The sequence below is a fragment of the Streptomyces phaeoluteigriseus genome, assembly GCF_001896135.2.
In the GTDB taxonomy this organism is placed as follows: Bacteria; Actinomycetota; Actinomycetes; order Streptomycetales; family Streptomycetaceae; genus Streptomyces; species Streptomyces phaeoluteigriseus.
In genome coordinates, this window is sequence record NZ_MPOH02000005.1 from 234,505 (window position 1) to 256,027 (window position 21,523).

A 21,523-nucleotide genomic window follows, 5' to 3' on the forward strand; every position below is an offset into this window, starting at 1 on the left:
TGACGGCGTGGCTAGGGTCCGGTTGAGTGTGGCGGAGCGGCGCGAGGAGTTGCTGCGGGCGGCCATCGAGCAGATCGAGGCGCGGGGCGTGGCGGCGGTCAGGATCGCCGACGTGGCCTCGGCGCTCGGCGTGAGCAACGCGCTCGTGCTCTACCACTTCTCCACCAAGGAGCGGCTCGTCGCCGACGCGTTCGCCTTCGCCGCCGAGGGCGACCTGGCCCATCTGCGCAAACTGCTCGGCCGGCGCACGACCGCACTGCGCCGACTGCGGTCGGCGGTGCGCTGGTACGCCCCCACGGGACCGGCCAAGGGCTGGCGGCTGTGGATCGAGGGCTGGGCGGTGTCGCTGCGCGAACCCGCTCTGCGGGACGTCGCCCGCGACCTCGACCGGCGGTGGAAGGCGGCGCTCGCCGAGGTGATCGCGGAGGGGGTGGCCGCGGGCGAGTTCCGCTGTCCCGACCCGGCCGGGACGGCCCTGCGCCTGACGGCCCTCCTCGACGGTCTCGCCGTACAGCTCACGTCCTACGACGGTGCGGTCTCCCGGGCCCGTGCGCAGGAATGGGTGGAGGAGGCGCTGGGCCGGGAACTCGGTCTGGGGGCGGGGACGTCGAGCGCCCAGGAGCACTGAGACCGGACCGGTCGAGTGCGTACCCGGCTCAGTCGAGTGGGTACCCGGCGCAGTCGAGTTCGTCCACGGCGCAGTCGAGTTCGTCCACGGCCGTCACCGTCGCCGTCGCCGTCGCCGCCGCGCGGATGACGCCCGGCGCCACGGCGACTCCACCGGAGGCGGTTTCGGCGTCGGCGGCTTCGGCGTCGGCGGTACCGGCGGGCGCGGACAGCCGGTCGCGTCCTCGCCGAGGGAGACCATGCGGCCGAGGCGGTGGCCGCCGAGTCGGGCGAACCGGGGCCTGGAATGCCTTGGAGCGCCCTGGAGCGTCAAGACGGCCGCGGCGGCCGCACGCGGCGCCCTGCCGGACGTACGGGCGCGGGGCGCCGTGGACGAGAGCCACGTGCGGGAGCGGGGCATGCGGTCGTCCCGGCCTCCGGACCGGTTCCGCGAGGACCCACTCCCGCGCGCTCACCTCACTGGTCGAGCGGCCGACCGGGTCCCTCGGGAACGGCCGGCCGCACCGGGCTCAGGCCACGGTCGCGATCCGCAGCTTGATGTCGTCGGGCGAGAGCGTGCCCTTGGCGGTCACGTGGTCGCCCGAGGACTCCCCGCGCAGCCGGCGTCCGATCCACGGCACCAGGTACTCGCGCGCCCACTGCACGTCGTCGCGCCGGATGTCGAAGGTGCCGCGCGGCGGGAGCTGCGGCCAGGGCTGCTCCGGGTCGGCGGGTACGTCGATGCCCAGGACCTGACCGCGCGCAGCGCCACGCGCGTGTGGCCCTCCGCGCCGAGGTGGAGCCGGTCGCCGTCCCAGGCCCGTCGGTCCTGGATGGACTTCAGCGACCACAGGTCCAGGACCGGACAGCCGTACCGGTCGGCGACCGCGCGCACGTGCCCGTTGTAGGTGGCGATCTTGCCGCGCAGATGCCGGAGCACGGGGACGCCGCGGGTGTCGAACCCGGTTGTCACCATGACGGTGCCGGCCACGGAGGTGAGGGCCGCGATCGCTCGCTCGAAGCGTTCGGCGACCTCGTCGGGGTCGGTGCCGGGTCGGAGGATGTCGTTGCCGCCCGCACAGAAGGAGACCAGGTCCGGCGCCAGCTCGACCGCCCGGGGAAGCTGGTCCTCCACGATCTGGTCGAGCAGCTTGCCGCGCACCGCGAGGTTCACGTACGCGAAGTCGCCTTCGGGCCGCCGGTCCGCGAGCAGTACCGCGAACCGGTCGGCCCAGCCGACGAACGCCCCGTCGGGGCCGGGGTCGCCGACGCCCTCGGTGAAGCTGTCCCCCACCGCCACGTACGACCCGATCAGTGAACTGTCGTCATTCTTCGAATCGTCTGCCACAACCGTTCATGATTCACCTTCGAATGTGACTTACGCGACCGTAGGCAAGGGTTGACGGGCGGTGAGATAAGCCACTCCTAAAGACTTGGCCAATGCGGGAATAGGCCTTGTCTCAGCCGCGTCGGTGCAACGACCACACCCGGAATCCGCTGATCCGGAAATGGCTCCAGGTGGTGCGGAAGGCGAAATGCCCGGCGGTGTAGGGCTCCGGGTCGGTGTGGTCGAAGACGAGCCGCCTGTTGTTCCACCACCGGACGGTGGAGCCGTCGGAGACGATGCGGACATGGTGCGGCGCGTTCGCCACCAGCAGCGGTTCGGTGTGGTCGAGGACCAGCGGCCGCACTCCCGCCTGCCCGACGTAACGGCGCAGCCGGGTCGTGGTGTTGGTGTTGGCGCCGTAGCCGACGTAGTAGGTCCTGAGGTGGTCGTACTCGGCGAGGGCGCGCGGCGCGGGGTGGCGAAGAGGTCGTGCGGGGAACGGGCGTCGACGGCGTTCCAGAAGTTGTTGAGGTCCGAGACGCGGTCGTTGACGCCGCCGGCGGAGACCGGGGTGGCCGAGTACTCCAGGACGTACGGCCCTTCGAGCCGCTTCTTGAACCAGATCGTCGCGCCGGCCGGAACGTCGACCTCCAGGGTGCCGCGGGAGGCGGTGACGGAGCCGCCCTTCTCCAGCTCGACGGCCCACCGGCCGAGGCCGTGACGGAAGTCGTCGTGGGCGATCAGGCGGCGGTGGCGGGGCGTGGCCCTCGCCGCGGTCGCGGGGGCGAGTGCGGCGATTACGGCACCGGAGGCCATGGCGCCGAAGGCTCTGCGGGTGGTGGTCATGGGAAGCGGCTCCTTCAGGGCGTACCGGGCAGGGGCGTGGTGGCGGTGGGCGTGGTGATGAGCGGTTCGGGGATACGGCGGGTCTCGGTGCCGAGGTAGTAGTCGGTGTACGTGGACTGGAGGTAGCCACGCACGGTCCAGCCGAGCCGGTAGGCCGGGTTCTGCGCGAGGGTGTAGACGCGGGTCCTCGTCGGCTCGGTGGTGGTGTGGAGGCGCAGCGCGGTGTGGTCGGCGGTCTCGGCGAGGATCTCCTCGCGCCAGTCGCCGACGAGGTCGCCGTAGAAGGGAGTGGCGTTGCGGGCGCCGGAGACCACGCCGGCCGGGTCGAAGAGGCGGGTGGCGGTCTCGGTGGCGGGGTCCCACTTCTCGACGTGGGTGAGGTCGAGCAGTTCCGACGCCTTGTCACCGTCCCACCAGATGCGGAAGTTGACGCTCGGAGTGGTGCCGGAGACCTTGCCGTGCAGCACGTTGAAGACGCCCGCGCCGGGCCGGGTGACGTCGGCGGTCGAGGTCCAGTACTCGTAGCCGGGGTGGCCGGGGTCGATGTCGGCGGCGTTGCCGCGGCCCACGTCGAGGTCGGCGTCGCTCACGGGGGTCGCCGGGTGGGCGCCGGTCACCAGTCGCTCGCCCGTGTCGGCGTCGTAGTAGTACCAGGGGAAGTCGGAGACGATGCCCAGTTCGGACTGCTGGATGGCGAAGCCCTCCAGGCCGGGGCGGGCCGGGTCGAGGTCGGCGATGTCGAAGCGGTCGCCGTGGATGGCGCCGTCGACGACATAGCGCAGGGTGCCGTCACTGTTGATGACGTAGTTGCCGTCGGCGATCTCGTCCTTGCCGTCCTGGTCGACGTCGACGGTGCGGATCTGGTGGAAACCGGTCGCGCCGGAGGCCGGATCCACGACGTACTTCCAACGGCGGGTCAGATCGGTGCCGTTGAAGTCCCACGTCTGGAACAGGCTCCGGAAGGTGCCGCGCCGGGCGCCCACGCGGGTGACCGACTTGGTGACGAGGCTGGGATGTTGACCGTCGAGGTGGGCGATGCCGAAGTGGCCGCCGGAGGGGCCGTCGGCGACGAAGTCGTCGGGGACGGGCTGCCGGGTGCGCTCGGCTCCGGTCGCGCCGTCGATCACCGAGACGAACTGGTCCGCGGGCGAGTCGGCGGCGACCCGGGCGCCGTCCGCGAAGGTGGTCCCGGCGGCCGTGTGCACCAGCACCTCCGCCCTGCCGTCGCTGTCGAGGTCGTACACGGTGACGTTGTCGTCGTTGCGGTAGCCGCCGATCGCGGTGGACCCGCTGATCGCGGCGGGCGCGGGATCGTTGGCGCCGTTCCCGCCGACCTGGGTGTAGGAGCCGGGGCCGAGGTCGACCCGCCAGAGCCGCTCGCCGGTGAGGGTGTACGCCTCCAGCAGGTCGGGGTGGTCCCGGGTCCGGGAGAGCCGGCTGACGACGAGTTCGTAGCGTCCGTCGCCGTCGAGGTCGCCGGGCCAGGCATGCTGGACGGTGTAACCGTCGGCGGCGGAGAGGGGGATCTCGGCGTACCCGTCGGCGAAGTCCAGGGCGGGGGAACTCGCCCTGGTCTCCCGGCCGTCGACGACCGCGCGGACGGTGTACCTGCCCTTGCCGGGGCTGTGGTCCCGGTAGGTCGTGGACTTCCTGACCGGTTCGCGGTTGAGGCGGCGGCCGTTCTTGTACACGTTGAAGGCGATCGCCTCGCCGTGACGGGCGTACTCGGTGCCGAGCAGCCGCCAGCTGAGGAAGGTGCCCTCCGCGGAGGGCACGGCGACCAGTCCGCGGTCGAGGTTCTCGACGACGCGGCGCGGCTGTTCGACGTGCGCGGACGCCGCCCGGCCGGTGGCCGGTGCGGTGAACAGCCCGGCCAGCAGGGCCACCGCGGTCGTGGTGACGGTGACGGTTCTTCGGCGCGGGGTGGTGTGCACCAGGGGCTCCTCAACGGCACAGGATCGCGTGAGACGGACGGGGCGCGATGCGGGAAAGCGCTTGCCGCTCTTTTCGATCACTGTGTCCCTGCCCCGCCCCGCCTGTCGACACCTCGGGCACACCCGCCACAAGACCGCAATGGAACGATCATGAGCGCGCAAAGTCGAACAGATGCGGAGCGGGTGCCGGGGGGCGGGGAGTGCCGGTGCGGGCGTCCGTGCGGGAGCAGGTGCGGGCACCTGCGTGCGGGCATGCGAGCGCCCAGGCGCGCGGGCGTGTGGAAACACCGAAGGCCGACCCGGGATCGGGGTCCGGCCTTCGACGGCGTGTCAGGCGGGAGGTCGAGCGCTACGTCAGCCGACGGAGACGCCGTGCGAGCGCAGGTAGGCGACGGGGTCGATGTCCGAGCCGTAGTCGGGACCGGTACGGATCTCGAAGTGCAGGTGCGGGCCGGTCACGTTGCCGGTCGCACCGGACAGGCCGATCTGCTGACCGCCGGAGACGGACTGGCCGGCCGAGACGGAGAGCGAGGACAGGTGGGCGTACTGGGCGTAGTAGCCGTCGGCGAGCTTGATGACGACCTGGTTGCCGTACGCGCCGCCCCAGCCCGCGGAGACGACCGTGCCCGCGCCGACGGCCTTGAGCGAGGTGCCGGTCGGGACGACGAAGTCGACGCCGGTGTGGTAACCGCTGGACCACATGCTGCCGGACATCTTGTACGGGGTGCCGACGGTCGCACCCGCCACCGGGAGGGCGAAGCCACTGGAGGCGGTGGCCTTCTCGGCAGCCTGCGCCGTGGACGCCTTCGACGAGGAGGACTTCGCGGAGTCCGACGAGCCCGAGTCCGAGGAGGACGACTTCGTGGAGGAGCCCGAGGACTGCTTCGGCGAGGCCGACGAACCGGACGAAGTAGATGAACCGGACGAAGTGGACGGCGACTTGGTCGTGCCGGTCGCGGCCTTCTCCCCGATCGAGAGCTTCAGTCCCGGGTGGATCAGCGACGGGTTCTCGCCGACGGCCTCACGGTTGTCCGCGTAGAGCCGGCTCCAGCCGCCGCTGACGTTCTGCTCGTCCGCGATCTTGGAGAGGTAGTCGCCCGACTGCACCGTGTAGGTCTTGGCGCCCGTGGCGGACTTCCCGGACTTCTGCGCCACGGAAACGGTCTCGGCGGCCTTTTCCGAAACAGAGGAGTGGGAGGGAAGGGAGGAAACGGCGGAGGCGGCGGAAACGGCCTGCGTCGCCGACTGGGACGGTGCGGCCTGGGCGCCGGAGGCCCCCATCAAGGGGAGGGCGAGCGCGGCGCCACCGGTTCCGGCGACGGCGATGGAACGGGTGAAGCGCTGGGACTTCGGACGACGGTGCTTACCCTTGGCGGGCATGACGAATTCCTCTCCGGCGCCTGCGAGGTGAGCTGTCGGGTGCGGACTGGAGATGTCCGGCCGCGCCGAGGCGCGGCTTTACCCCTAGCCGTTCCGGAGACCGGAACAGGCGGTACTGCCTGTGGGTCCCCCGCTCCTGCCGTTCACGGGTGAGTGTGCGGTCTCCGGGCGGCGGCAGGATTGGGCGTCCGTCCGGATTGGGTGGAACGTAAGCGACCACGACGCACAGGTACAAGCGAAGGTTGCACTCACCGCACGCTTCTCTTGATCCCCTGTGAGAATTCCCGGTCACCCTGCGTGCATCGAGAGGCCGTTCTTCCCACGAACGCCCTTGGGAAACAGCCGTATTACGTGCACATGACGGGCGACTCATAGTCACGAATATGACGCTGCTCACGTGACATGTCCCCAGATCCCCTTATTACAGAGCGAGTTGTGACGAAGGATCTAATTCGGACAGAACCCCCAGATGCGACGCTGCCGGATAACCGTCGCATCAAGACCACCATGCGGCCCGGCGCTCAACCAGTGGCGCATCAGCATCGCACCCCGGTCAACTTCGTCCATTTCACGGCATTCGCACACCGTTGCCGGGTCGAGCCCCGGCGCTCCTGGACGTCCTGGCGCACGGAGTGCAGTACGAGTCGATTGCACAGTTCCGTCCGCTTTCGTCCGGGCTGGAACCGAACCCAGCCGGGGTGGGCCGGGGCAGCCGACTGGCAGGGTCGGCCGTCATCGCCCGGGCGACCCTGACCCGGCCGTGCCCCGCTCGGACAACTCCCTCTCGAAGGCCGCCACTCGGGCACCACGGTCGGGCGAGGCCATCGCCCGACCGAGCCCACCAGAATCCGGCACCGCCGCCCGGGCGGCTCCCTCGCCTCGGGCCCCCGCCCCCTCACACGCGGACTGCCACCCCGGCGACCCGCCACCCCGGCCGGGCCCCACAGCCGGCACTCCCCCCGTCCGCAAGGGGCATCACCCGCCCGGGTGCCGCCCCTCGAGCCACCGGCCGAGGGCCTCGCCCGGCCGAGGCGACCCCGATCATGCGCCCCCGCTCCTCCCCCGCCCGCCCCGGTCCGACGTACACGCCAGGTGCCGCACAACCGCCGGAGCCCCCTGTGGACAACCCGTTTGCCCCGGGCATCCATGTCGTATGGTCAGTGAGGTGTTCCGGTGGCCATCTCGAGCCGCGCCGGCCGGGACCGACGACCGGGAGGAGCCCCCGTGACGCAGCAGATCCCGTCGACCGAGCCCGAGCTGGCCGGAGTGCGCAACTTCCGGGACGTGGGCGGCCTGCCGACCGTCGACGGCCGGCGCGTCCGCCACGGCGTGCTGTACCGCAGCGGCCACCTCGCGCACGCCACCGACGAGGACGTCGCGTTCCTCTCCTCGCTGGGATTGCACACGGTCTTCGACTTCCGCAACGCGGCGGACCAGAAGCTGGAGGGCCCCGACGTCGAGCTGCCGGGCGTGCGCAATGTGAACCTGCCGCTCTCCGACCCGGCGGACGGCGCCGAGTTCTGGAAGATGGTCCGCGAAGGCGACATCGAGCAGCTGCGCGAGATCCTCGGCGACGGCAGGGCGGCCGGCCGGATGATCGCCTCCTACCGCTCGATCATGAAGGAGCGTACGGGCGAGCACTCCCGCGTCCTGCACTCCCTCGCGGAGGACAGCGTCCCGGCGCTGATGCACTGCGCGGCGGGCAAGGACCGCGCCGGCCTGTCCATCGCCGTGACCCTGCTCGCCCTGGGTGTGGAGCGCGACGCGATCCTGGCCGACTACCTGGAGTCCAGCGCCAAGCACCGCCGCTACAAGGTGCGCCGCAGCGGCACCTCCGCCGCGGCGTACTCCCCCGAGGTCATGGAGCTGCTCGACCCCCTCTTCGACGCCCGTGCCGAGTACCTGACGGCCGCGTTCGAGACCGTCGAGGAGACCTGGGGCGTGTCGACACCTACCTGGAGCAGGGCCTCGGCCTGACGCCTCGGACTCGCGAGCGGCTCCGCGAGCGCCTGCTCGACTGAGCACCCCGCCGGCCGAGGGCCGTCGGCTACCGCTTGGCGCCGACCTCGAACAGCAGCCACAGGAACCCGGCGAAGACATGCCCCACCGCGATGTAGATGATCAGCCGGATCCACAGGCTCCTGGGGAACTTCTCCTCGATGTCGGTCATGGCGTCTCTCCAGGGGTGGGGCCGAGGCACAGCGCGGCCGTCGGGCTCTGCAACAGAGTGTGGACGAACAGCAGGTCGACCCCGTCGGGGTCCTGGGCGGCGATGCGGTGCGGGGTCAGCGAGTCGAAGTGCGCACTGTCCCCCGCGCCGAGCAGGTGCGTGGTGTCCCCGAGGCGCAGCCGCAGCCGTCCCCGCAGGACGTGCAGCCACTCCTCGCCCGGATGCACCCGCACGATGTCGCCCTGCGAGCCGTACGGCACCTGCACGCGCAGCGCCTGCATGCCCCGCCCGGAGGCGCCGGACTGCCAGTAGGTCCAGCCGCCCGCGTGGGTGGGCTCCATGTCGGCGGCGCGTACGACGGCGTCCCGGTCGGCGACCCTCTCGCCGAGGAGTTCGGAGACGGTCGTACCGTAGACGCGGGCGAGTGCGAGCAGCATGGGCAGCGAGGGCTGGCGCTGCCCGGTCTCCAGGCGCGAGAGGTGGGCCGGTGACAGCCCGGCGGCGCGGGCCGCGGCCTCCAGGGTGAGGGAGGCGCGCCGGCGCAGGGCGCGGAGCTGGGGCGCGACGACACCCAGGTCGTCCGCCGGTTCGGGCCCGGGCTCGGAGGCGGGGTGGCTCATGCCTCCATTCAGCCGGAACTTTGCCTCTGCGGCAAACTTGTTGCCTCAGAGGCAAAAGACATCGGCGGGGGCGGGAGGACCTACCGGTTGGCCACCGCCTGCTTGATCAGCGTCCTGCCGAAGTCCCAGACCAGACCGCCCCCGTTGTGCGCGTCGTCCATCACCTCGGTGAAGGCGTCCACGAACCGGTCCACCTCCGGCTCGCCCACCACCAACGGCGGGATCAGCTTGATCACCTCCAGGTGGTCGCCGGAGACCTGGGTGAGGATGCGGTGCCGCTGGAGCAGCGGGACGACCACCATCTGCGCGAACAGCCCCTTGCGCGCCGCCTGGAGCATGGCCCAGCGACTGCGCAGTTTCAGGGATCGGGGCTTTCCGAACTCGATGCCGATCATCAGGCCCCGGCCACGGACGTCGGCGAGCAGCTCGTACTTGTCGATCAGCGCCGTGAGCCGGGACTTCAGCAGGTCGCCGGTCAGGCGGGCGCCCGCGACGATCTGCTCGTTCTCCATGACGGACAGCACGGCGAGCCCGGCCGCCATGGCCTGTGCGTTGGACCCGAAGCTCGCCGAGTGGACCAGCACCCGGTCCATGGACGAGTAGACCTTCTTGAAGATCCAATCCTTCCCGAGCGTGGCGCCGACCGGCACATAGCCTCCGGAGAGGGCCTTGGCGACGCACACCAGGTCCGGTTCGACGCCGTCCTCGTGCTGGTAGGCGTAGAAGTCGCCGGTCCGGCCGAGGCCGGTCTGCACCTCGTCGGCGATGAGCAGCGCCCTGTGCCGGTGCAGCAGCTCCTGGGCGGCACGCAGATGGCCGGGCGGGGCCTCGTGCACCCCCTTGCCCTGGATCGGCTCGACGATCAGCGCGGCCACGTCGCCCTTCCGCAACTCCCGTGCCAGCGCGTCGAGATCGCCGAGGGGTACGGCGGTGTCGGGCAGCAGCGGCGCGAAGCCGTCGCGGAACCCGCCCTCGCCGTTGACCGACAGGGAACCCGTGGTGAGCCCGTGGAAGGCGTGGTCGCAGTACAGGACCCTCGGCTTCCCGGTGGCGTACCGGGCGAACTTCAGGGCGGTCTCCACGGCCTCCGTGCCGCTGTTGCCGAAGAACACCCGGTCCAGGTGCGGACTGTGGGCGAGCAGCTTCTCGGCCAGCAGTCCGGGCAGCGGCTGGCAGTCGAAGCGCGTGAGGTCGGCGAGCGAGGCGTCGAGGACGTCGTGCAGCGCCTTGCGGACGACGGGGTGGTGGCGGCCCAGGCCCATCACCCCGAACCCGGCGAGCATGTCCAGGTAGTCGTTGCCGTCCGCGTCCCAGAAGTACGCGCCCTCGCCCCGCTCGTAGACCTTGTCGAAGCCGATGGTGTGCAGCATGCGCGGCAGTTGGTGGTTGAGGTATCTGCCGTGCAGCTCGTAGCGTTCGGCTCCGCGCTCGGCCAGCAGCGCGCCGAGGTCGAACTCCGTGCTCATTCCGTTGTCTCCTTGACGGGGCCGTCGGCGTCGCAGACGGCCAGGCTCGCGCTGATCCGTCCGGCGATCTCGACGGGCGTGAGGCCGATGTCGGCGAGCACCTCGGCCCGCTTAGCGTGGGCGAGGAACTGCTCCGGGATGCCGAACCGCCGTACGGGCACGTCGACCTCGGCGTCTCCGAGGGCCAGGGCGACGGCCGAACCGACGCCCGCGGCACGGCTGTTGTCCTCGACGACGGCCACCAGACGGTGGTCGGCGGCGAGGCCGGGCAGGGCCGGGTCGACGGGTTTCACCCAGCGCGGGTCCACCACCGTGCAGTCGATGCCCCGGGCCTCCAGCAGTTCGGCGGCCCTGAGGCAGGCCGGTGCCATGACGCCGACGGCGACCAGGAGGACCTCCGGCGCCGCGCCGCGGCGCAGTACGTCCATGCCACCGACGTGGCCGACGGCCGGGATCCGCGGTCCGACCGACTCCTTCGGGAAGCGGATCAGGGTGGGCGCGTCGTCCACGGCGACCGCTTCCCGCAGTTGCGCGCGCAGTTGGTCGGCGTCGCGCGGGGCCGCGATCCTGAGGCCGGGGACGACCTGGAGGACGGACATGTCCCACATGCCGTTGTGGGAGGCGCCGTCCACCCCGGTCACCCCGGCGCGGTCGAGGACGAACGTGACGCCGCAGCGGTGCAGGGCCACGTCCATCAGCAGCTGGTCGAAGGCCCGGTTGAGGAAGGTGGCGTACACGGCGACGACGGGGTGCAGGCCCCCGGTGGCCAGCCCGGCCGCGGACACCGCCGCGTGCTGTTCGGCGATCCCGACGTCCCACACCCGGCCGGGGAAGCGGGCGGCGAACTCACCGAGGCCGACCGGGTGCAGCATGGCGGCGGTGATCGCCACGACGTCGTCGCGTTCCTCGCCGATCCGCACGATCTCGTCGCCGAACACGGACGTCCAGGAGGGGGCGCCGGCCGGGGCGAGCGGTGCGCAGGTCAGCGGGTCCATCACCCCGACGGTGTGGAAGTGGTCCTCCTCGTGCGCGAGAGCGGGCTCGTAGCCGCGGCCCTTCTCGGTCAGGCAGTGAACCAGCACCGGCCCGTGGAAGCGCTTGGCCCGCCGCAGCGCCGACTCGACGGCCCCGATGTCGTGCCCGTCGACGGGACCGACGTACTTCAGGCCGAGGTCCTCGAACATGCCCTGCGGCGCGAAGGCGTCCTTGAAGCCCTTCTTCGCGCCGTGCAGCGACTCGTAGACGGTGTGGCCGACGACGGGCGTGCGCAGCAGTACGTCCTTCCCCCAGGCCAGCACCTTCTCGTAGCCGTCGGTGGTGCGCAGGGTGGCCAGGTGGTCGGCGAGGCCGCCGATGGTCGGGGCGTAGGAGCGTTCGTTGTCGTTGACGACGATGATCAGCGGCCGGTCCTTGGCGGCCGCGATGTTGTTGAGCGCCTCCCAGGCCATGCCGCCGGTGAGCGCGCCGTCGCCGACGACCGCGACGACGTGGCCCTTCTCGCCCCGCACCTGGCGGGCCTTGGCGAGGCCGTCGGCCCAGCCGAGGGCGGTGGAGGCGTGGCTGTTCTCGATGACGTCGTGCTCGGACTCCTCGCGTGAGGGATAGCCGGACAGGCCGCCCTTGCCCCGCAGCTTGGAGAAATCCTGACGCCCCGTCAGAAGCTTGTGCACATAACTCTGATGGCCGGTGTCCCACAGGATGCGGTCGACCGGCGACTCGAAGGCCCGGTGCAGGGCGACGGTCAGTTCCACCACCCCCAGATTGGGCCCGAGGTGTCCGCCGGTCCTGGCGACGGCGTGCACCAGGAACTCCCTGATCTCGCCGCACAGTTCGCCGAGTTCCGCCTCGGACAGCGCCTTCAGGTCGCGCGGCTGCCGAATGTTCTCCAGGATCGTCACGCTCGGGCCCCCTCTCGGTCCGTGCTGTTCAACTCACGGTGACGGCCGGCCCTCCGGAGGCGACGCCGTCCTGTTCCATCCGCTGGACGATCTTCATCGCCTCCTCGATGAGGGTCTCCACGATCCTCGACTCGGGCACGGTCTTGACGACCTCGCCCTTCACGAAGATCTGCCCCTTGCCGTTGCCGGAGGCGACTCCCAGGTCCGCCTCCCGCGCCTCGCCGGGGCCGTTGACCACACATCCCATGACCGCGACCCGGAGCGGGACCTCCATGCCCTCCAGACCCGCGGTGACCTCCTCGGCCAGCTTGTAGACGTCGACCTGGGCGCGGCCGCAGGACGGGCAGGAGACGATTTCCAGCCCACGCTGCCTGAGGTTCAGCGACTCCAGGATCTGGATGCCGACCTTGACCTCCTCCGCGGGCGGCGCGCTCAACGACACCCGGATCGTGTCCCCGATCCCCTGCGAGAGCAGGGCGCCGAAGGCCACGGCCGACTTGATCGTCCCCTGGAACGCCGGACCCGCCTCGGTCACCCCGAGGTGCAGCGGGTAGTCGCACTGGGCGGCGAGCTGGCGGTAGGCCTCGATCATCACCACCGGGTCGTTGTGCTTGACGGAGATCTTCAGCCGGACGCCGTCAGCTCGGCGATCTGCTGGAGCGTCGCGCCGATGTCGGACGTCCGGGTCGTCGTCATCGACTGCACGGACACCGGAGCCCCGCCCCCGACCGCCACCGGTCCGACCTGGATCCGCCGCGACACGCGCCGCGCGGCGATCGGCCGGACCGGTACCTCGGGAATGCCCAAGGAGATGGCGGTCACAGCGCTACTCGCGGTTTCCGGAGACGGTTTCGCGCATGGCCCGCAGGGACTCCTTGAGCGAGCCCATGGTGGCGAGGACGGCGGTGGGCTCGTAGCCGCAGTGCGCCATGCAGTTCGCGCAGCGCGGGTCCTTGCCGCGGCCGTACTTGTCCCAGTCGGTCTCCTCGATCAGTTCCCGGTACGTCGGCACATAGCCGTCGCTCATCAGGTAGCAGGGCCGCTGCCAGCCGAAGAGGGAGTAGTTCGGGATCGCCCAGGCCGTGCACGGGAAATCGACCTTGCCCTCCAGGAAGTCCAGGAAGAGCGGCGAGTGGTTGAGCCGCCAGCGGCGCCTGTTTCCGCCGGAGAAGGCCTTCTTGAACAGCTCCCGGGTCTGCTCCACGCCGAGGAAGTGCTCCTGGTCGGGAGCCTTCTCGTAGGCGTAGGCGGGCGAGATCATCATCTCGTCGACCTTGAGGTCGTCGTTGAGGAAGTTGAGCACCTCGATGATGGTCTGCGGGGTGTCGGTGTTGAAGAAGGTCGAGTTGGTGGTGACCCGGAAGCCGCGCCGCTTGGCCTCCTTGATCGCCTCCACCGCCTCGTCGAACACGCCCTCCTTGGCGACGGACTCGTCGTGCCGCTCGCGCAGACCGTCGATGTGCACCGCGAAGGCGAAGTAGGGCGAGGGCGTGAACCTGTCCATCTTCTTGCGCATCAGCATGGCGTTGGTGCAGAGGAAGACGTACTTCCTCCTCGCCACCAACTGCCGCACGATCTCGTGGATCTGAGGATGCATCAGCGGCTCGCCGCCGGCGATGGAGACCATCGGCGCACCGGATTCGAGTACCGCGCCCACGGCCTGGGCGACCGGCATGCGTTGCTTCAGCACACCGGCCGGGTGCTGGATCTTGCCGCAGCCCTCGCACGCCAGGTTGCAGGCGAAGAGGGGTTCCAGCTCCACGATGAGCGGAAACTTCTCCCGCTTGCGGAGCTTCTGTTCAGCCAAGTACGTAGCGACCTTGATGGACTGGCGCAGCGGCATGGCCATCTGGCTCACCTCCGGGGGAGCAGCACATTGCGGTGCCATTCGAAGAATGCAGGCAGGACGGAACGAAGGACGCGGAACGCCGATATTCCACCGCGTACCGTGCCGATCCGGACGAGTTCATGTTCAGGAGCGTCCACGACCACCCGGACGGCCGCAACCGGGCGCGTGCCCGCGCGGACGGCGCTCAGCAGCGTGGCCGCCGACTCCATGTCGACCGCGATCGCGCCGGTGGCGAGCAGGTCGGACCGCTCCGGGCCGCGCACCACGTGGTCGGAGCCGGTCAGGGGGCCGGTGTGGACGGTGCGCCCGGGCAGGGTGCGCACGAGTTCCTTGACGAGCAGGTCGGTGTTCACGCACGGCACGGTGCCGAGCGGGTCACGGGTCTCCTCGGCGACGACGAGGTCGCCGGGGTGCATGCCGGGGGCCAGTCCCGCGCAGAAGCCGGTGGCGAGCACCGCCGCCCCGCCGAGCACCGGGTCGGCGAGGACCCGGGTGACGGAGCGCTCGGCCGCCTTCGGCCCCATGCCGGTGCGCAGGACGGTCACCGGCCCGCCGGCCCCGCCGCGGTCGCCCATGCGCAGCGCGAGGTGCTCGATGCCGAGCGCGCAGGCGATCAGCAGCGGGGCGGGGGCGGGCTGGGCGTTCATCAGCGTCCTTCGGCCTCGGCGGGAGACGGTGCCTTCACGACGAGGGGCTCGCCGTGGACGTACCGGCCGAGCGCGGTCAGCGGGAACACCTGCCGGTACAGGTGGTAGTTGATGGAGAAGTCCCACGGGAAGCCGGTCCCGGTGAACTGCGGCTCGTCCCAGGAACCGTCCTCGCGCTGGGTCTCGGCGAGCCAGGCGACGCCCCGCTCGACGGCCTTGGAGTCCTTCTCCCCGGCCGCCAGCAGCGCCATCAGCGCCCAGGCGGTCTGGGAGGCGGTGGAGGCGCCCCGGCCGCTCCAGCGTGTCGAGTCCTGGTAGGAGCGCAGGTCCTCGCCCCAGCCGCCGTCCTCGTTCTGCACCCGCTCCAGCCAGCCGACCGCCCGCCGGATCGCCGGGTGCCGGGCGGGCAGTCCGGCGGCGGTGAGCGCGGGCACCACCGAGCCGGTGCCGTAGATGTAGTTGACGCCCCAGCGCCCGAACCACGAGCCTTCCGGCTCCTGTTCGGCGAGTAGCCAGGTGATGCCGCGCCGGGTGCGCGGATCGTGGGAGAGGCCCTCGAACGCGAGCATCTCGACGACGTGCGCGGTGACGTCCGCGGACGGCGGGTCGATGACCTCGCCGAAGTCGCAGAACGGCAGGCGGTTGGGAAAGGGGCTGGTGTTGTCGACGTCGAACGCGCCCCAGGCGCCGTTCCTGGACTGCATGCCGAGGTTCCAGCGCACCCCGCGCCCGATCGCGCTCTCCACCCGGTCCGGGTCGTGGTGGCGGACCCGGCGCAGCGCGAGGACCACCTCGGCGGTGTCGTCGATGTCGGGGTAGTTGTCGTTGTGGAACTCGAAGGCCCAGCCACCGGGCGGGAGCCCGGGCCGCCGTACGGACCAGTCGCCGGGCCGCACGATCTGCTCGCCCAGCATCCAGTCGGCCGCCTTGACCAGTTGGGGGTGGTCGGCCGGCACCCCCGCGTCGGCCAGCGCGATGGTGGCGAGGCAGGTGTCCCACACGGGTGACTGGCAGGCCTCGATCATCCGCGCCCCGTCCTCGCGCCACACCGCGTACCGGTCCAGCGACTTGAGGCCCTCGCGCATCACGGGGTGTTCGAGGTCGTAGCCGAGCAGGTACAGGGCGATGACCGAGTACACGGCCGGCGGCTGGATGCCGCCCCAGCAGCCGTCGTTCTCCTGCCGCTCGACGATCCAGCGGGCGGCGGAGTTCAGGGCGGCCTTGCGCAGTCTGCGCACCGCGACCTTGCGGTAGCCGCGCACGACCTTGTCCAGCCGCTGGAACAACCCGTCCCAACTGGCCACCGGCGCCAGGGGCCTGGGCGGGTTGGGATCGGCCGGGTCGGTGTGCAGTTCGTCGAGCGGGAAGGGCGCCGGACGCACCGGGCGCTTCGCGGAGACGACGGTGAGCGGCACGATGGTCTGCCGGGCCCAGCAGCCGAAGTTGTAGATGCTGAGCGGGAACCACTTCGGGAAGTAGAGGAGTTCCGGCGGGAGTTCGGGGAGGTCCTCCCACTTCCACCAGCCGAACAGCGCCAGCCAGATCCGGGTGAAGACCCGGGCGGCGGCGATCCCTCCCTGGTCGCGGACCCAGGCGGAGGCCTTCGCCATGTGCGGCGCGTGGGGCTCGTCCCCGGCCAGCCGCAGGGCGACGTACGCCTCGATGGTGGCGGAGAGGTCGCCGGGGCCGCCGTGGAAGGTGGCCCAGGTTCCGTCCGCGCGCTGTTCGCCGCGGATGAAGAGGGCGGCGGCGCGGGTCGTCGACTCGTCCTGGATGTCCAGGAACTGACGGAGCAGCAGATCCTCGGCGTCCATGGTGACGTTCGTCTCGAGGTCGCCCTTCCACCAGCCCTCGACGTCCTGCCGGGCGAGCAGGAAGTCGGTCGCGCGCCGGACCGCGCGCACGGCGGCTTCTTGTACCCCGGCCGCCGCGGGGATGTCGATACGGGTTTCGCTGGCCGCGGCAGCGCGGGGCGGGAGGGCCCCGGTGCTTCCGTCGGTCGTCGCTGTCATGGCTTCCCCTTCGTGCAGTGTGCATGGCGTTGCGTCTGCTGTGGGTCCGCCGTCGCCGGTGCGTCTCTTCCCGCGACACCGGCCGGCGACTACGCGAGGGTTATTCGACCGATAGTGATCATCTCTTTCGTACGACGACGAAGTCGGCGAGCGCCGTGAACTGGTCCCGCACCTGCTCGGGCATGTCGACGGCGTTCAGGGCTTCGATGGCGATGGTGTGCTGACGGCGTGCCTCCCCGGCGGTCCACTCGCGGCCGCCGGCCTCCTCGATGAGCGCGGCGCGGGCCGCGAACTCCTCCTCGGAGAAGTTCGCGAAGTCCTGGCGCTTGGCGTCGGCGGCGAGCATCTCCCCGAGCTGCTCGGAGGCGGGGCCGCCGGCGGCGAGGGCGGCCACGACCGGCAGGGACTTCTTGCGCTGACGCAGATCGCTCCAGGTCTGCTTGCCGGTGGCCTCCGGGTCTCCCCAGATGCCGAGGAGGTCGTCGACGGCCTGGAAGGCCAGGCCGAGGTGGTGGCCGTAACGCTCCAGGGTGTCGGCGGTGCGCGCGTCCGCGCCGCCCAGCACGGCGCCGATCGAGCTGGCGCAGGCCAGCAGGGCGCCGGTCTTGTTGCCCTCCATCTCCAGGCACTCCTCGACGCTGACGCGGTCGCGGTGCTCGTAGGACATGTCCTGGGCCTGGCCGTCGATCAGGGCGCGGGAGGCGGTGGTCAGCCGCCGGGCGGCCCGGCCCGCCTCGACCGTGCCGAGTTCGAGGAGGACCTCGCCTGCGAGGGCGAACAGGGCGTCGCCGACCAGGATGGCCTGGGCGGGGCCGTGCACCTTCCAGACGGTGTCGCGGTGACGGCGCTGCTCGTCGCCGTCCATCAGGTCGTCGTGCAGGAGCGAGAAGTTGTGGACCAGTTCGACGGCGACCGCCCCGGGCACGCCCACCTCGGGCGCGGCTCCGGTGACCTGGGCGGAGAGCACCGCGAGCGCGGGACGTACGGCCTTGCCGCCGTCCCCGTCGGTCGGGTTGCCCTGGGCGTCGATCCAGCCGAAGTGGTAGGCGGCGACCGTGTCCATGGGAGACACCAGGCGGTCGACGGCCGCGCGCAGCACCGGTGTGGCCAGGGTCCGGCCGCGCTCCAGCAGCGCGGTCACGTCCACCGCGGTCCTCCGAGCGGCCTTCTCGGCCGGGGGCACAGTGGGCACAGTTTCTCCTCTTGTCGCGTTACCGGAGGGGGTGCGGGGGTGTGCCGAGCCGTGCTGATCGGTCATCAGGCGGCCTCCTCGACGGCGAAGAGGCGGCGGGGGCGGGGCCGGCCGAGGGCGCCGAGGGCGGCGTCCGCCGCACTGACGCCGCTGCGGACCGCACTCTCCATGGTCGCGGGCCACCCTGTGGCGGTCCACGCTCCGGCCAGGTACAGGCCGGATGCCTTGGTGCGGGCGCCGGGCCTGAGCCGTCCGACGCCGGGGGTGGGAGCGAAGGTGGCCGTGCGCTCCCGGGTCACGAAGAAGTCCCGCACCGTGGCGCCGCGGGCGGCCGGCAGCAGCCGCTCCAGTTCGGGCAGGTAGCGCTCGCGCAGGGCGGCGACGGGTGCGTCGATGTCCTCGTGCGCGGCGGACTGCGAGACGGCGAGGTACTGTCCCGCCCGTCGCCCGCCACGGCCCTCGTCAGGCCCTTCGGGGCGGCCTGTCGACAGCCCGGAGGCGTCGGTGCGGTCGAACACCCACTGCACGGGGGTGCCCAGCGCGGTGAGGAAGGGGACGTCGAGCACCTTGCGGTCGTAGACGACGTGCAGGTTCAGGATCGGCGCCGTCCCGATGTCCAGCAGCCGCTCGGGGGCGTCGAGCGCCCCGTCCGGCAGCAGGTCGTACGTCTCGCGCTGTGGTACGGCGAGCACGACGGCGTCCGCGCGGAGCGTCTCGCCGGGCACCTGAACGGTCCAACTGCCGTTGTCCTCGGCGGAGACGGAGGTGACACGGGTACGGATCTCGGTGCGCACGCCCGCGGAGTCGAGGGCCTTGCGGGCCAGCCGGTCGTGCAGTTCGCCCAGCGGGACATGGGCCCAGCCGATGTCGGCGGCGCCCGGGTCGGACAGCAGGCCGGTCTTGAACACCATCGCGGCGAGTGCCAGGGAGGTGTCGCCCGCGACCGCGTTGAGGGTGGCGACGCCGACCAGGTCCCACAGGGCCTCGACGGCACGCGCCGACTGACCGTGCGCGGTCAGCCAGCTGCCGAAGTCCTGCGCGTCCAGGGCCGGATCGGCGAGATCGAGTCCCTTGAGCGCGAGCGCGGCCCGGCCGACCCTGGCGCGGTCGGCGAGCGAGAGGTGCGGATACGTGGCGAGGCTGCGCCCCAGGTGGAGGGGGACCGGCAGCTCGTCGCGCCGCAGTCTGCCGAGCCGTCGTCCCTCGGGCCTGGCGAGGTCGACGACGGGCACGTCGAGGCGGTTCTGGATCGGTGCCAGCGCCGTGCCCTCGATGCGGTCGAGGAACCAGCGGTAGGCGGTGCAGCAGCGCAGGTACACATGCTGGCCGTTGTCGACGGTGAGTCCGTCGCGCTGGAAGGAGAAGGCCAGTCCGCCGAGCCGGGGCCGGCTCTCGAGCAGGGTGACGCGCACGCCCGCGTCGGCGAGCGCGAGCGCGGCGGTGATGCCGGCGAGCCCGCCGCCGATCACTACGGCGTCCCGCCCGGAGGTTTCCGGGATGTCGGAGCGCGGCTCGTCGCTCATCGTGCACCCTCTCCTGTGCGCCCACCGTGACGGTCGAACTCCGCGCGGCAGGCCGTCGCAGTCAGGGACGCCGCGCCGCTGCGGAGGGTTGCGTGCCGCTTTCCTCCGGCGGCATCGCCCTGGTCCACGTCGTTGTCACCCCGTGGGTCCATCAGATCTGCCTCCTGCCGGACATCCGGGACACATGGCGGGTGTCCAGACCGGAGAGGCCGCGGACGGCGACGTAGGCCTTCTCCCGGCCGGGCAGCGAGACCCGGCCGCGCAGGACGGCCTCGGGGTCGCGTTCGATGCGGTCGAGGAGGCGGCGGTAGATGCCGGCCATGGCGGCCACGCAGGCGCCGCTACGCCGGTCGAGCAGGGGAAGCAGCCGGTAGCCCTCGGCGAACAGGGCGCGGGCGCGTCGCACCTCGAAGTGCACGAGGCCCGCGAAGTCGGAGCCCTCCGGCGGCGTCGGCCCGTCGAACCCGGCCGAGCAGCCGAACTTGGCGAGGTCGTCGGCGGGCAGATAGGTGCGCCCGCCGAGGGCGTCCTCGCGGACGTCCCTGAGGATGTTGGTCAGTTGGAGGGCGAGGCCGAGGGTGTCGGCGTACTCCGGCGCCCGGTCGGCGCCGCGCGCCCCCGCTTCCGTGCCGAACACGCCGAGGGAGAGCCGCCCGATGGCGCCCGCCACGCAGCGGCAGTACGTCCTCAGGTCGTCCCAGGTCTCGTAGGTCTCGCCGCGGACGTCCATCAGGACGCCGTCGATCAGCTCGTCCAGGCCGCCCAGCGGGATCGGGAAGACCCGCGCGGCGTGCGCGAGGGCGACCGCGACGGGGTCGGTGTCGTCCTCCTCGACCTCGCCCGCGCGGACCCGGGTGAGCAGCGCCCGCGTGTCCTGGAGCCGGGCGCTCTTGACCTCGCCGCCCAGCGCGCCGTCGCCGATGTCGTCGACGCGGCGCGAGAACGCGTACAGCGCCGACATCGCACGCCGCTTCGCGGTGGGCAGCAGCCGGATGCCGTAGGCGAAGTTGCGCGCCTGTTGGCCGGTGACGGTCTCGCAGTAGCCGTAGGCGGCGAGTACCGGCGCGGACACGGGTGGCGGTGACTCCACGGTCCGGATCACCCCTCTCCTCGCAGGGTCACGCCCACCTCGCGCAGCAGCCGGAGCTTGCCGGGCTTGGGCGGGCCGGGAAGAACGTCGTGCTGGGCGGCGGCGATCGCGTGGAGCGCCGCCCTTCCTCCCGCCACGAAGCCCGCGAGCAGCAGCCTCAGCCTGCCGTGGACGCTATCCACGAGGGGGGCGCCCTCGTTCAGGAGGTCGCGGGCGCGCTGGGCTTCGAAGGCGACCAGGGCGCGCACCGACGCGCCCGCGGTGACCGCTGCGAGATCCGCCTCCTGGACGTGAAAACGCTTCATGTCCGCGGCGGGAAGGTAGACACGGTCGCGGCCGAGGTCCTCGGCCACGTCCTGGAGGTGCTCGACGATCTGGAGCGCGGTGCAGATCGCGTCGGAGAGGCGGACGCGCTCGGGGGTCGTGGTGCCGGTGACGGCGAGGACCAGGCGGCCCACGGGGTTGGCGGACAGCTCGCAGTAGGCCAGCAGGTCGTCGTAGGTCTCGTACCGGGTGACGAGCTGGTCCTGGCGGTTGGCGGCGATCAGGCCGAGGAAGGGCTCGGGGGTGAGCGAGCGGCGGCGCACGGTGGGCCTCAGGCGACGCAGCAGGGGGTGGCGGGGCGTGCCGTCGAAGACGCGCCGCAGGTCGCCTCGAAGGCGTCGAGGAGGACCAGGCGGTCCTCGGCCTCGTCGGCCGGCACGCCCAGCAGGCGGGCGTCGGCGCCGCCGGGTGCCAGGTCGCCGTCACCGATGTCGTCGACGAGGCGGGCGAAGCCGTACACGGCCACCAGGTCCTCGCGCCAGTCCCGGGGCAGGAAGAAGGGGGCGACGGGGAAGTTCTCGTCGGCGGCCTTGGCGAGGGTGCCGCGCTCCGCGTCCGCGGTGCCCGGCGCCGTCATCGTCGGCTGCCCGGGGCAGGGACGGCGCATGCTGCGTTGAGCTGGGGAGTTTCCGTAGCCAT

General features: G+C 71.6%; 14 protein-coding genes, 5 pseudogenes and 1 riboswitch. Of the genes and pseudogenes, 2 read left to right on the forward strand and 17 right to left on the reverse strand.

Annotated elements, in window-relative coordinates:
- Positions 1 to 7: 7 nt before the first annotated feature.
- Entirely contained in the window at positions 8 to 628 is a 621-nt protein-coding gene (locus BM536_RS04275) for a TetR/AcrR family transcriptional regulator (protein ID WP_281258534.1), read from the forward strand.
- A gap of 508 nt (positions 629 to 1,136) precedes the next feature.
- Here BM536_RS04275 and BM536_RS04280 read toward each other — a convergent pair.
- The 4 genes and pseudogenes from BM536_RS04280 to BM536_RS04295 all read right to left on the reverse strand — a co-directional run bounded on the left by BM536_RS04280 (position 1,137) and on the right by BM536_RS04295 (position 6,093).
- Positions 1,137 to 1,921, reverse strand: a pseudogene (locus tag BM536_RS04280) (SGNH/GDSL hydrolase family protein).
- A gap of 145 nt (positions 1,922 to 2,066) precedes the next feature.
- A pseudogene (locus BM536_RS04285) lies at positions 2,067 to 2,779 on the reverse strand (DUF6250 domain-containing protein).
- A 14-nt stretch (positions 2,780 to 2,793) separates the two neighbouring features.
- On the reverse strand, positions 2,794 to 4,713 hold the full coding sequence (locus BM536_RS04290; RefSeq protein WP_245873258.1) for a rhamnogalacturonan lyase family protein: 1,920 nt from the start codon (positions 4,711 to 4,713) through the stop codon (positions 2,794 to 2,796).
- A gap of 354 nt (positions 4,714 to 5,067) precedes the next feature.
- Positions 5,068 to 6,093 (reverse strand): M23 family metallopeptidase, encoded by a 1,026-nt coding sequence (locus BM536_RS04295; RefSeq protein WP_073491705.1) that lies wholly within the window; start codon positions 6,091 to 6,093, stop codon positions 5,068 to 5,070.
- Between the two features lie 4 nt (positions 6,094 to 6,097).
- Positions 6,098 to 6,255: riboswitch (cyclic di-AMP (ydaO/yuaA leader) on the reverse strand.
- A 1,062-nt stretch (positions 6,256 to 7,317) separates the two neighbouring features.
- On the opposite strand from BM536_RS04295, the pseudogene BM536_RS04300 reads away from it, so the two are divergent.
- Positions 7,318 to 8,114: pseudogene (locus BM536_RS04300) on the forward strand (tyrosine-protein phosphatase).
- A 26-nt stretch (positions 8,115 to 8,140) separates the two neighbouring features.
- On the opposite strand, the gene BM536_RS04305 reads toward BM536_RS04300, so the two are convergent.
- The 13 genes and pseudogenes from BM536_RS04305 to hpnC all read right to left on the reverse strand — a co-directional run bounded on the left by BM536_RS04305 (position 8,141) and on the right by hpnC (position 21,461).
- Entirely contained in the window at positions 8,141 to 8,263 is a 123-nt protein-coding gene (locus tag BM536_RS04305) for a DUF6126 family protein (protein ID WP_073499749.1), read from the reverse strand.
- Complete coding sequence (locus BM536_RS04310; protein ID WP_073499747.1) at positions 8,260 to 8,883, reverse strand: helix-turn-helix domain-containing protein; 624 nt, start codon at positions 8,881 to 8,883, stop codon at positions 8,260 to 8,262. Before BM536_RS04310 ends, BM536_RS04305 begins: the two co-directional genes overlap by 4 nt.
- Before the next feature lie 80 nt (positions 8,884 to 8,963).
- Complete coding sequence (locus tag BM536_RS04315) at positions 8,964 to 10,349, reverse strand: aspartate aminotransferase family protein (RefSeq protein WP_073499745.1); 1,386 nt, start codon at positions 10,347 to 10,349, stop codon at positions 8,964 to 8,966.
- Positions 10,346 to 12,247 carry a 1-deoxy-D-xylulose-5-phosphate synthase gene (gene dxs / locus BM536_RS04320; protein WP_094102541.1) on the reverse strand — a complete coding sequence of 634 codons (1,902 nt, stop codon included), beginning with the start codon at positions 12,245 to 12,247 and terminating at the stop codon, positions 10,346 to 10,348. The genes BM536_RS04315 and dxs overlap by 4 nt, the downstream gene beginning before the upstream one ends.
- 28 nt (positions 12,248 to 12,275) lie before the next feature.
- Positions 12,276 to 13,069 (reverse strand): annotated as a pseudogene (locus tag BM536_RS04325) (flavodoxin-dependent (E)-4-hydroxy-3-methylbut-2-enyl-diphosphate synthase).
- Positions 13,070 to 13,073: 4 nt separating this feature from the next.
- Entirely contained in the window at positions 13,074 to 14,096 is a 1,023-nt protein-coding gene (gene hpnH / locus BM536_RS04330; RefSeq protein ID WP_073495867.1) for an adenosyl-hopene transferase HpnH, read from the reverse strand.
- 5 nt (positions 14,097 to 14,101) lie between these two features.
- On the reverse strand, positions 14,102 to 14,743 hold the full coding sequence (locus BM536_RS04335; RefSeq protein ID WP_094102542.1) for a phosphorylase family protein: 642 nt from the start codon (positions 14,741 to 14,743) through the stop codon (positions 14,102 to 14,104).
- Entirely contained in the window at positions 14,743 to 16,755 is a 2,013-nt protein-coding gene (shc, locus tag BM536_RS04340) for a squalene--hopene cyclase (protein ID WP_094102543.1), read from the reverse strand. The genes BM536_RS04335 and shc overlap by 1 nt, the downstream gene beginning before the upstream one ends.
- 118 nt (positions 16,756 to 16,873) lie before the next feature.
- Positions 16,874 to 17,938 (reverse strand): polyprenyl synthetase family protein, encoded by a 1,065-nt coding sequence (locus BM536_RS04345; RefSeq protein ID WP_170109880.1) that lies wholly within the window; start codon positions 17,936 to 17,938, stop codon positions 16,874 to 16,876.
- Positions 17,939 to 18,012: 74 nt separating this feature from the next.
- Positions 18,013 to 19,470 (reverse strand): hydroxysqualene dehydroxylase HpnE, encoded by a 1,458-nt coding sequence (hpnE, locus tag BM536_RS04350; protein WP_073495863.1) that lies wholly within the window; start codon positions 19,468 to 19,470, stop codon positions 18,013 to 18,015.
- Positions 19,467 to 19,622 (reverse strand): DUF6380 family protein, encoded by a 156-nt coding sequence (locus BM536_RS44695; RefSeq protein WP_425444601.1) that lies wholly within the window; start codon positions 19,620 to 19,622, stop codon positions 19,467 to 19,469. The genes hpnE and BM536_RS44695 overlap by 4 nt, the downstream gene beginning before the upstream one ends.
- A complete protein-coding gene (gene hpnD / locus BM536_RS04355; RefSeq protein WP_094102545.1) occupies positions 19,622 to 20,572 on the reverse strand; it encodes a presqualene diphosphate synthase HpnD in 951 nt (316 codons plus the stop codon). The genes BM536_RS44695 and hpnD overlap by 1 nt, the downstream gene beginning before the upstream one ends.
- Positions 20,569 to 21,461 (reverse strand): annotated as a pseudogene (hpnC, locus tag BM536_RS04360) (squalene synthase HpnC). The gene hpnD and the pseudogene hpnC overlap by 4 nt, the downstream one beginning before the upstream one ends.
- Positions 21,462 to 21,523: the final 62 nt, after the last annotated feature.

What these genes read in the sequence shown, in the direction of transcription:
- BM536_RS04295 (WP_073491705.1), bottom strand. Translation starts at nt 6,093, where the DNA reads ATGCCCGCCAAGGGTAAGCACCGTCGTCCGAAGTCCCAGCGCTTCACC.
- BM536_RS04310 (WP_073499747.1), bottom strand. Translation starts at nt 8,883, where the DNA reads ATGAGCCACCCCGCCTCCGAGCCCGGGCCCGAACCGGCGGACGACCTG.
- BM536_RS04335 (WP_094102542.1), bottom strand. Translation starts at nt 14,743, where the DNA reads ATGAACGCCCAGCCCGCCCCCGCCCCGCTGCTGATCGCCTGCGCGCTC.
- shc (WP_094102543.1), bottom strand. Translation starts at nt 16,755, where the DNA reads ATGACAGCGACGACCGACGGAAGCACCGGGGCCCTCCCGCCCCGCGCT.
- hpnH (WP_073495867.1), bottom strand. Translation starts at nt 14,096, where the DNA reads ATGGCCATGCCGCTGCGCCAGTCCATCAAGGTCGCTACGTACTTGGCT.
- BM536_RS04315 (WP_073499745.1), bottom strand. Translation starts at nt 10,349, where the DNA reads ATGAGCACGGAGTTCGACCTCGGCGCGCTGCTGGCCGAGCGCGGAGCC.
- BM536_RS44695 (WP_425444601.1), bottom strand. Translation starts at nt 19,622, where the DNA reads ATGGACCCACGGGGTGACAACGACGTGGACCAGGGCGATGCCGCCGGA.
- BM536_RS04305 (WP_073499749.1), bottom strand. Translation starts at nt 8,263, where the DNA reads ATGACCGACATCGAGGAGAAGTTCCCCAGGAGCCTGTGGATCCGGCTG.
- hpnE (WP_073495863.1), bottom strand. Translation starts at nt 19,470, where the DNA reads ATGAGCGACGAGCCGCGCTCCGACATCCCGGAAACCTCCGGGCGGGAC.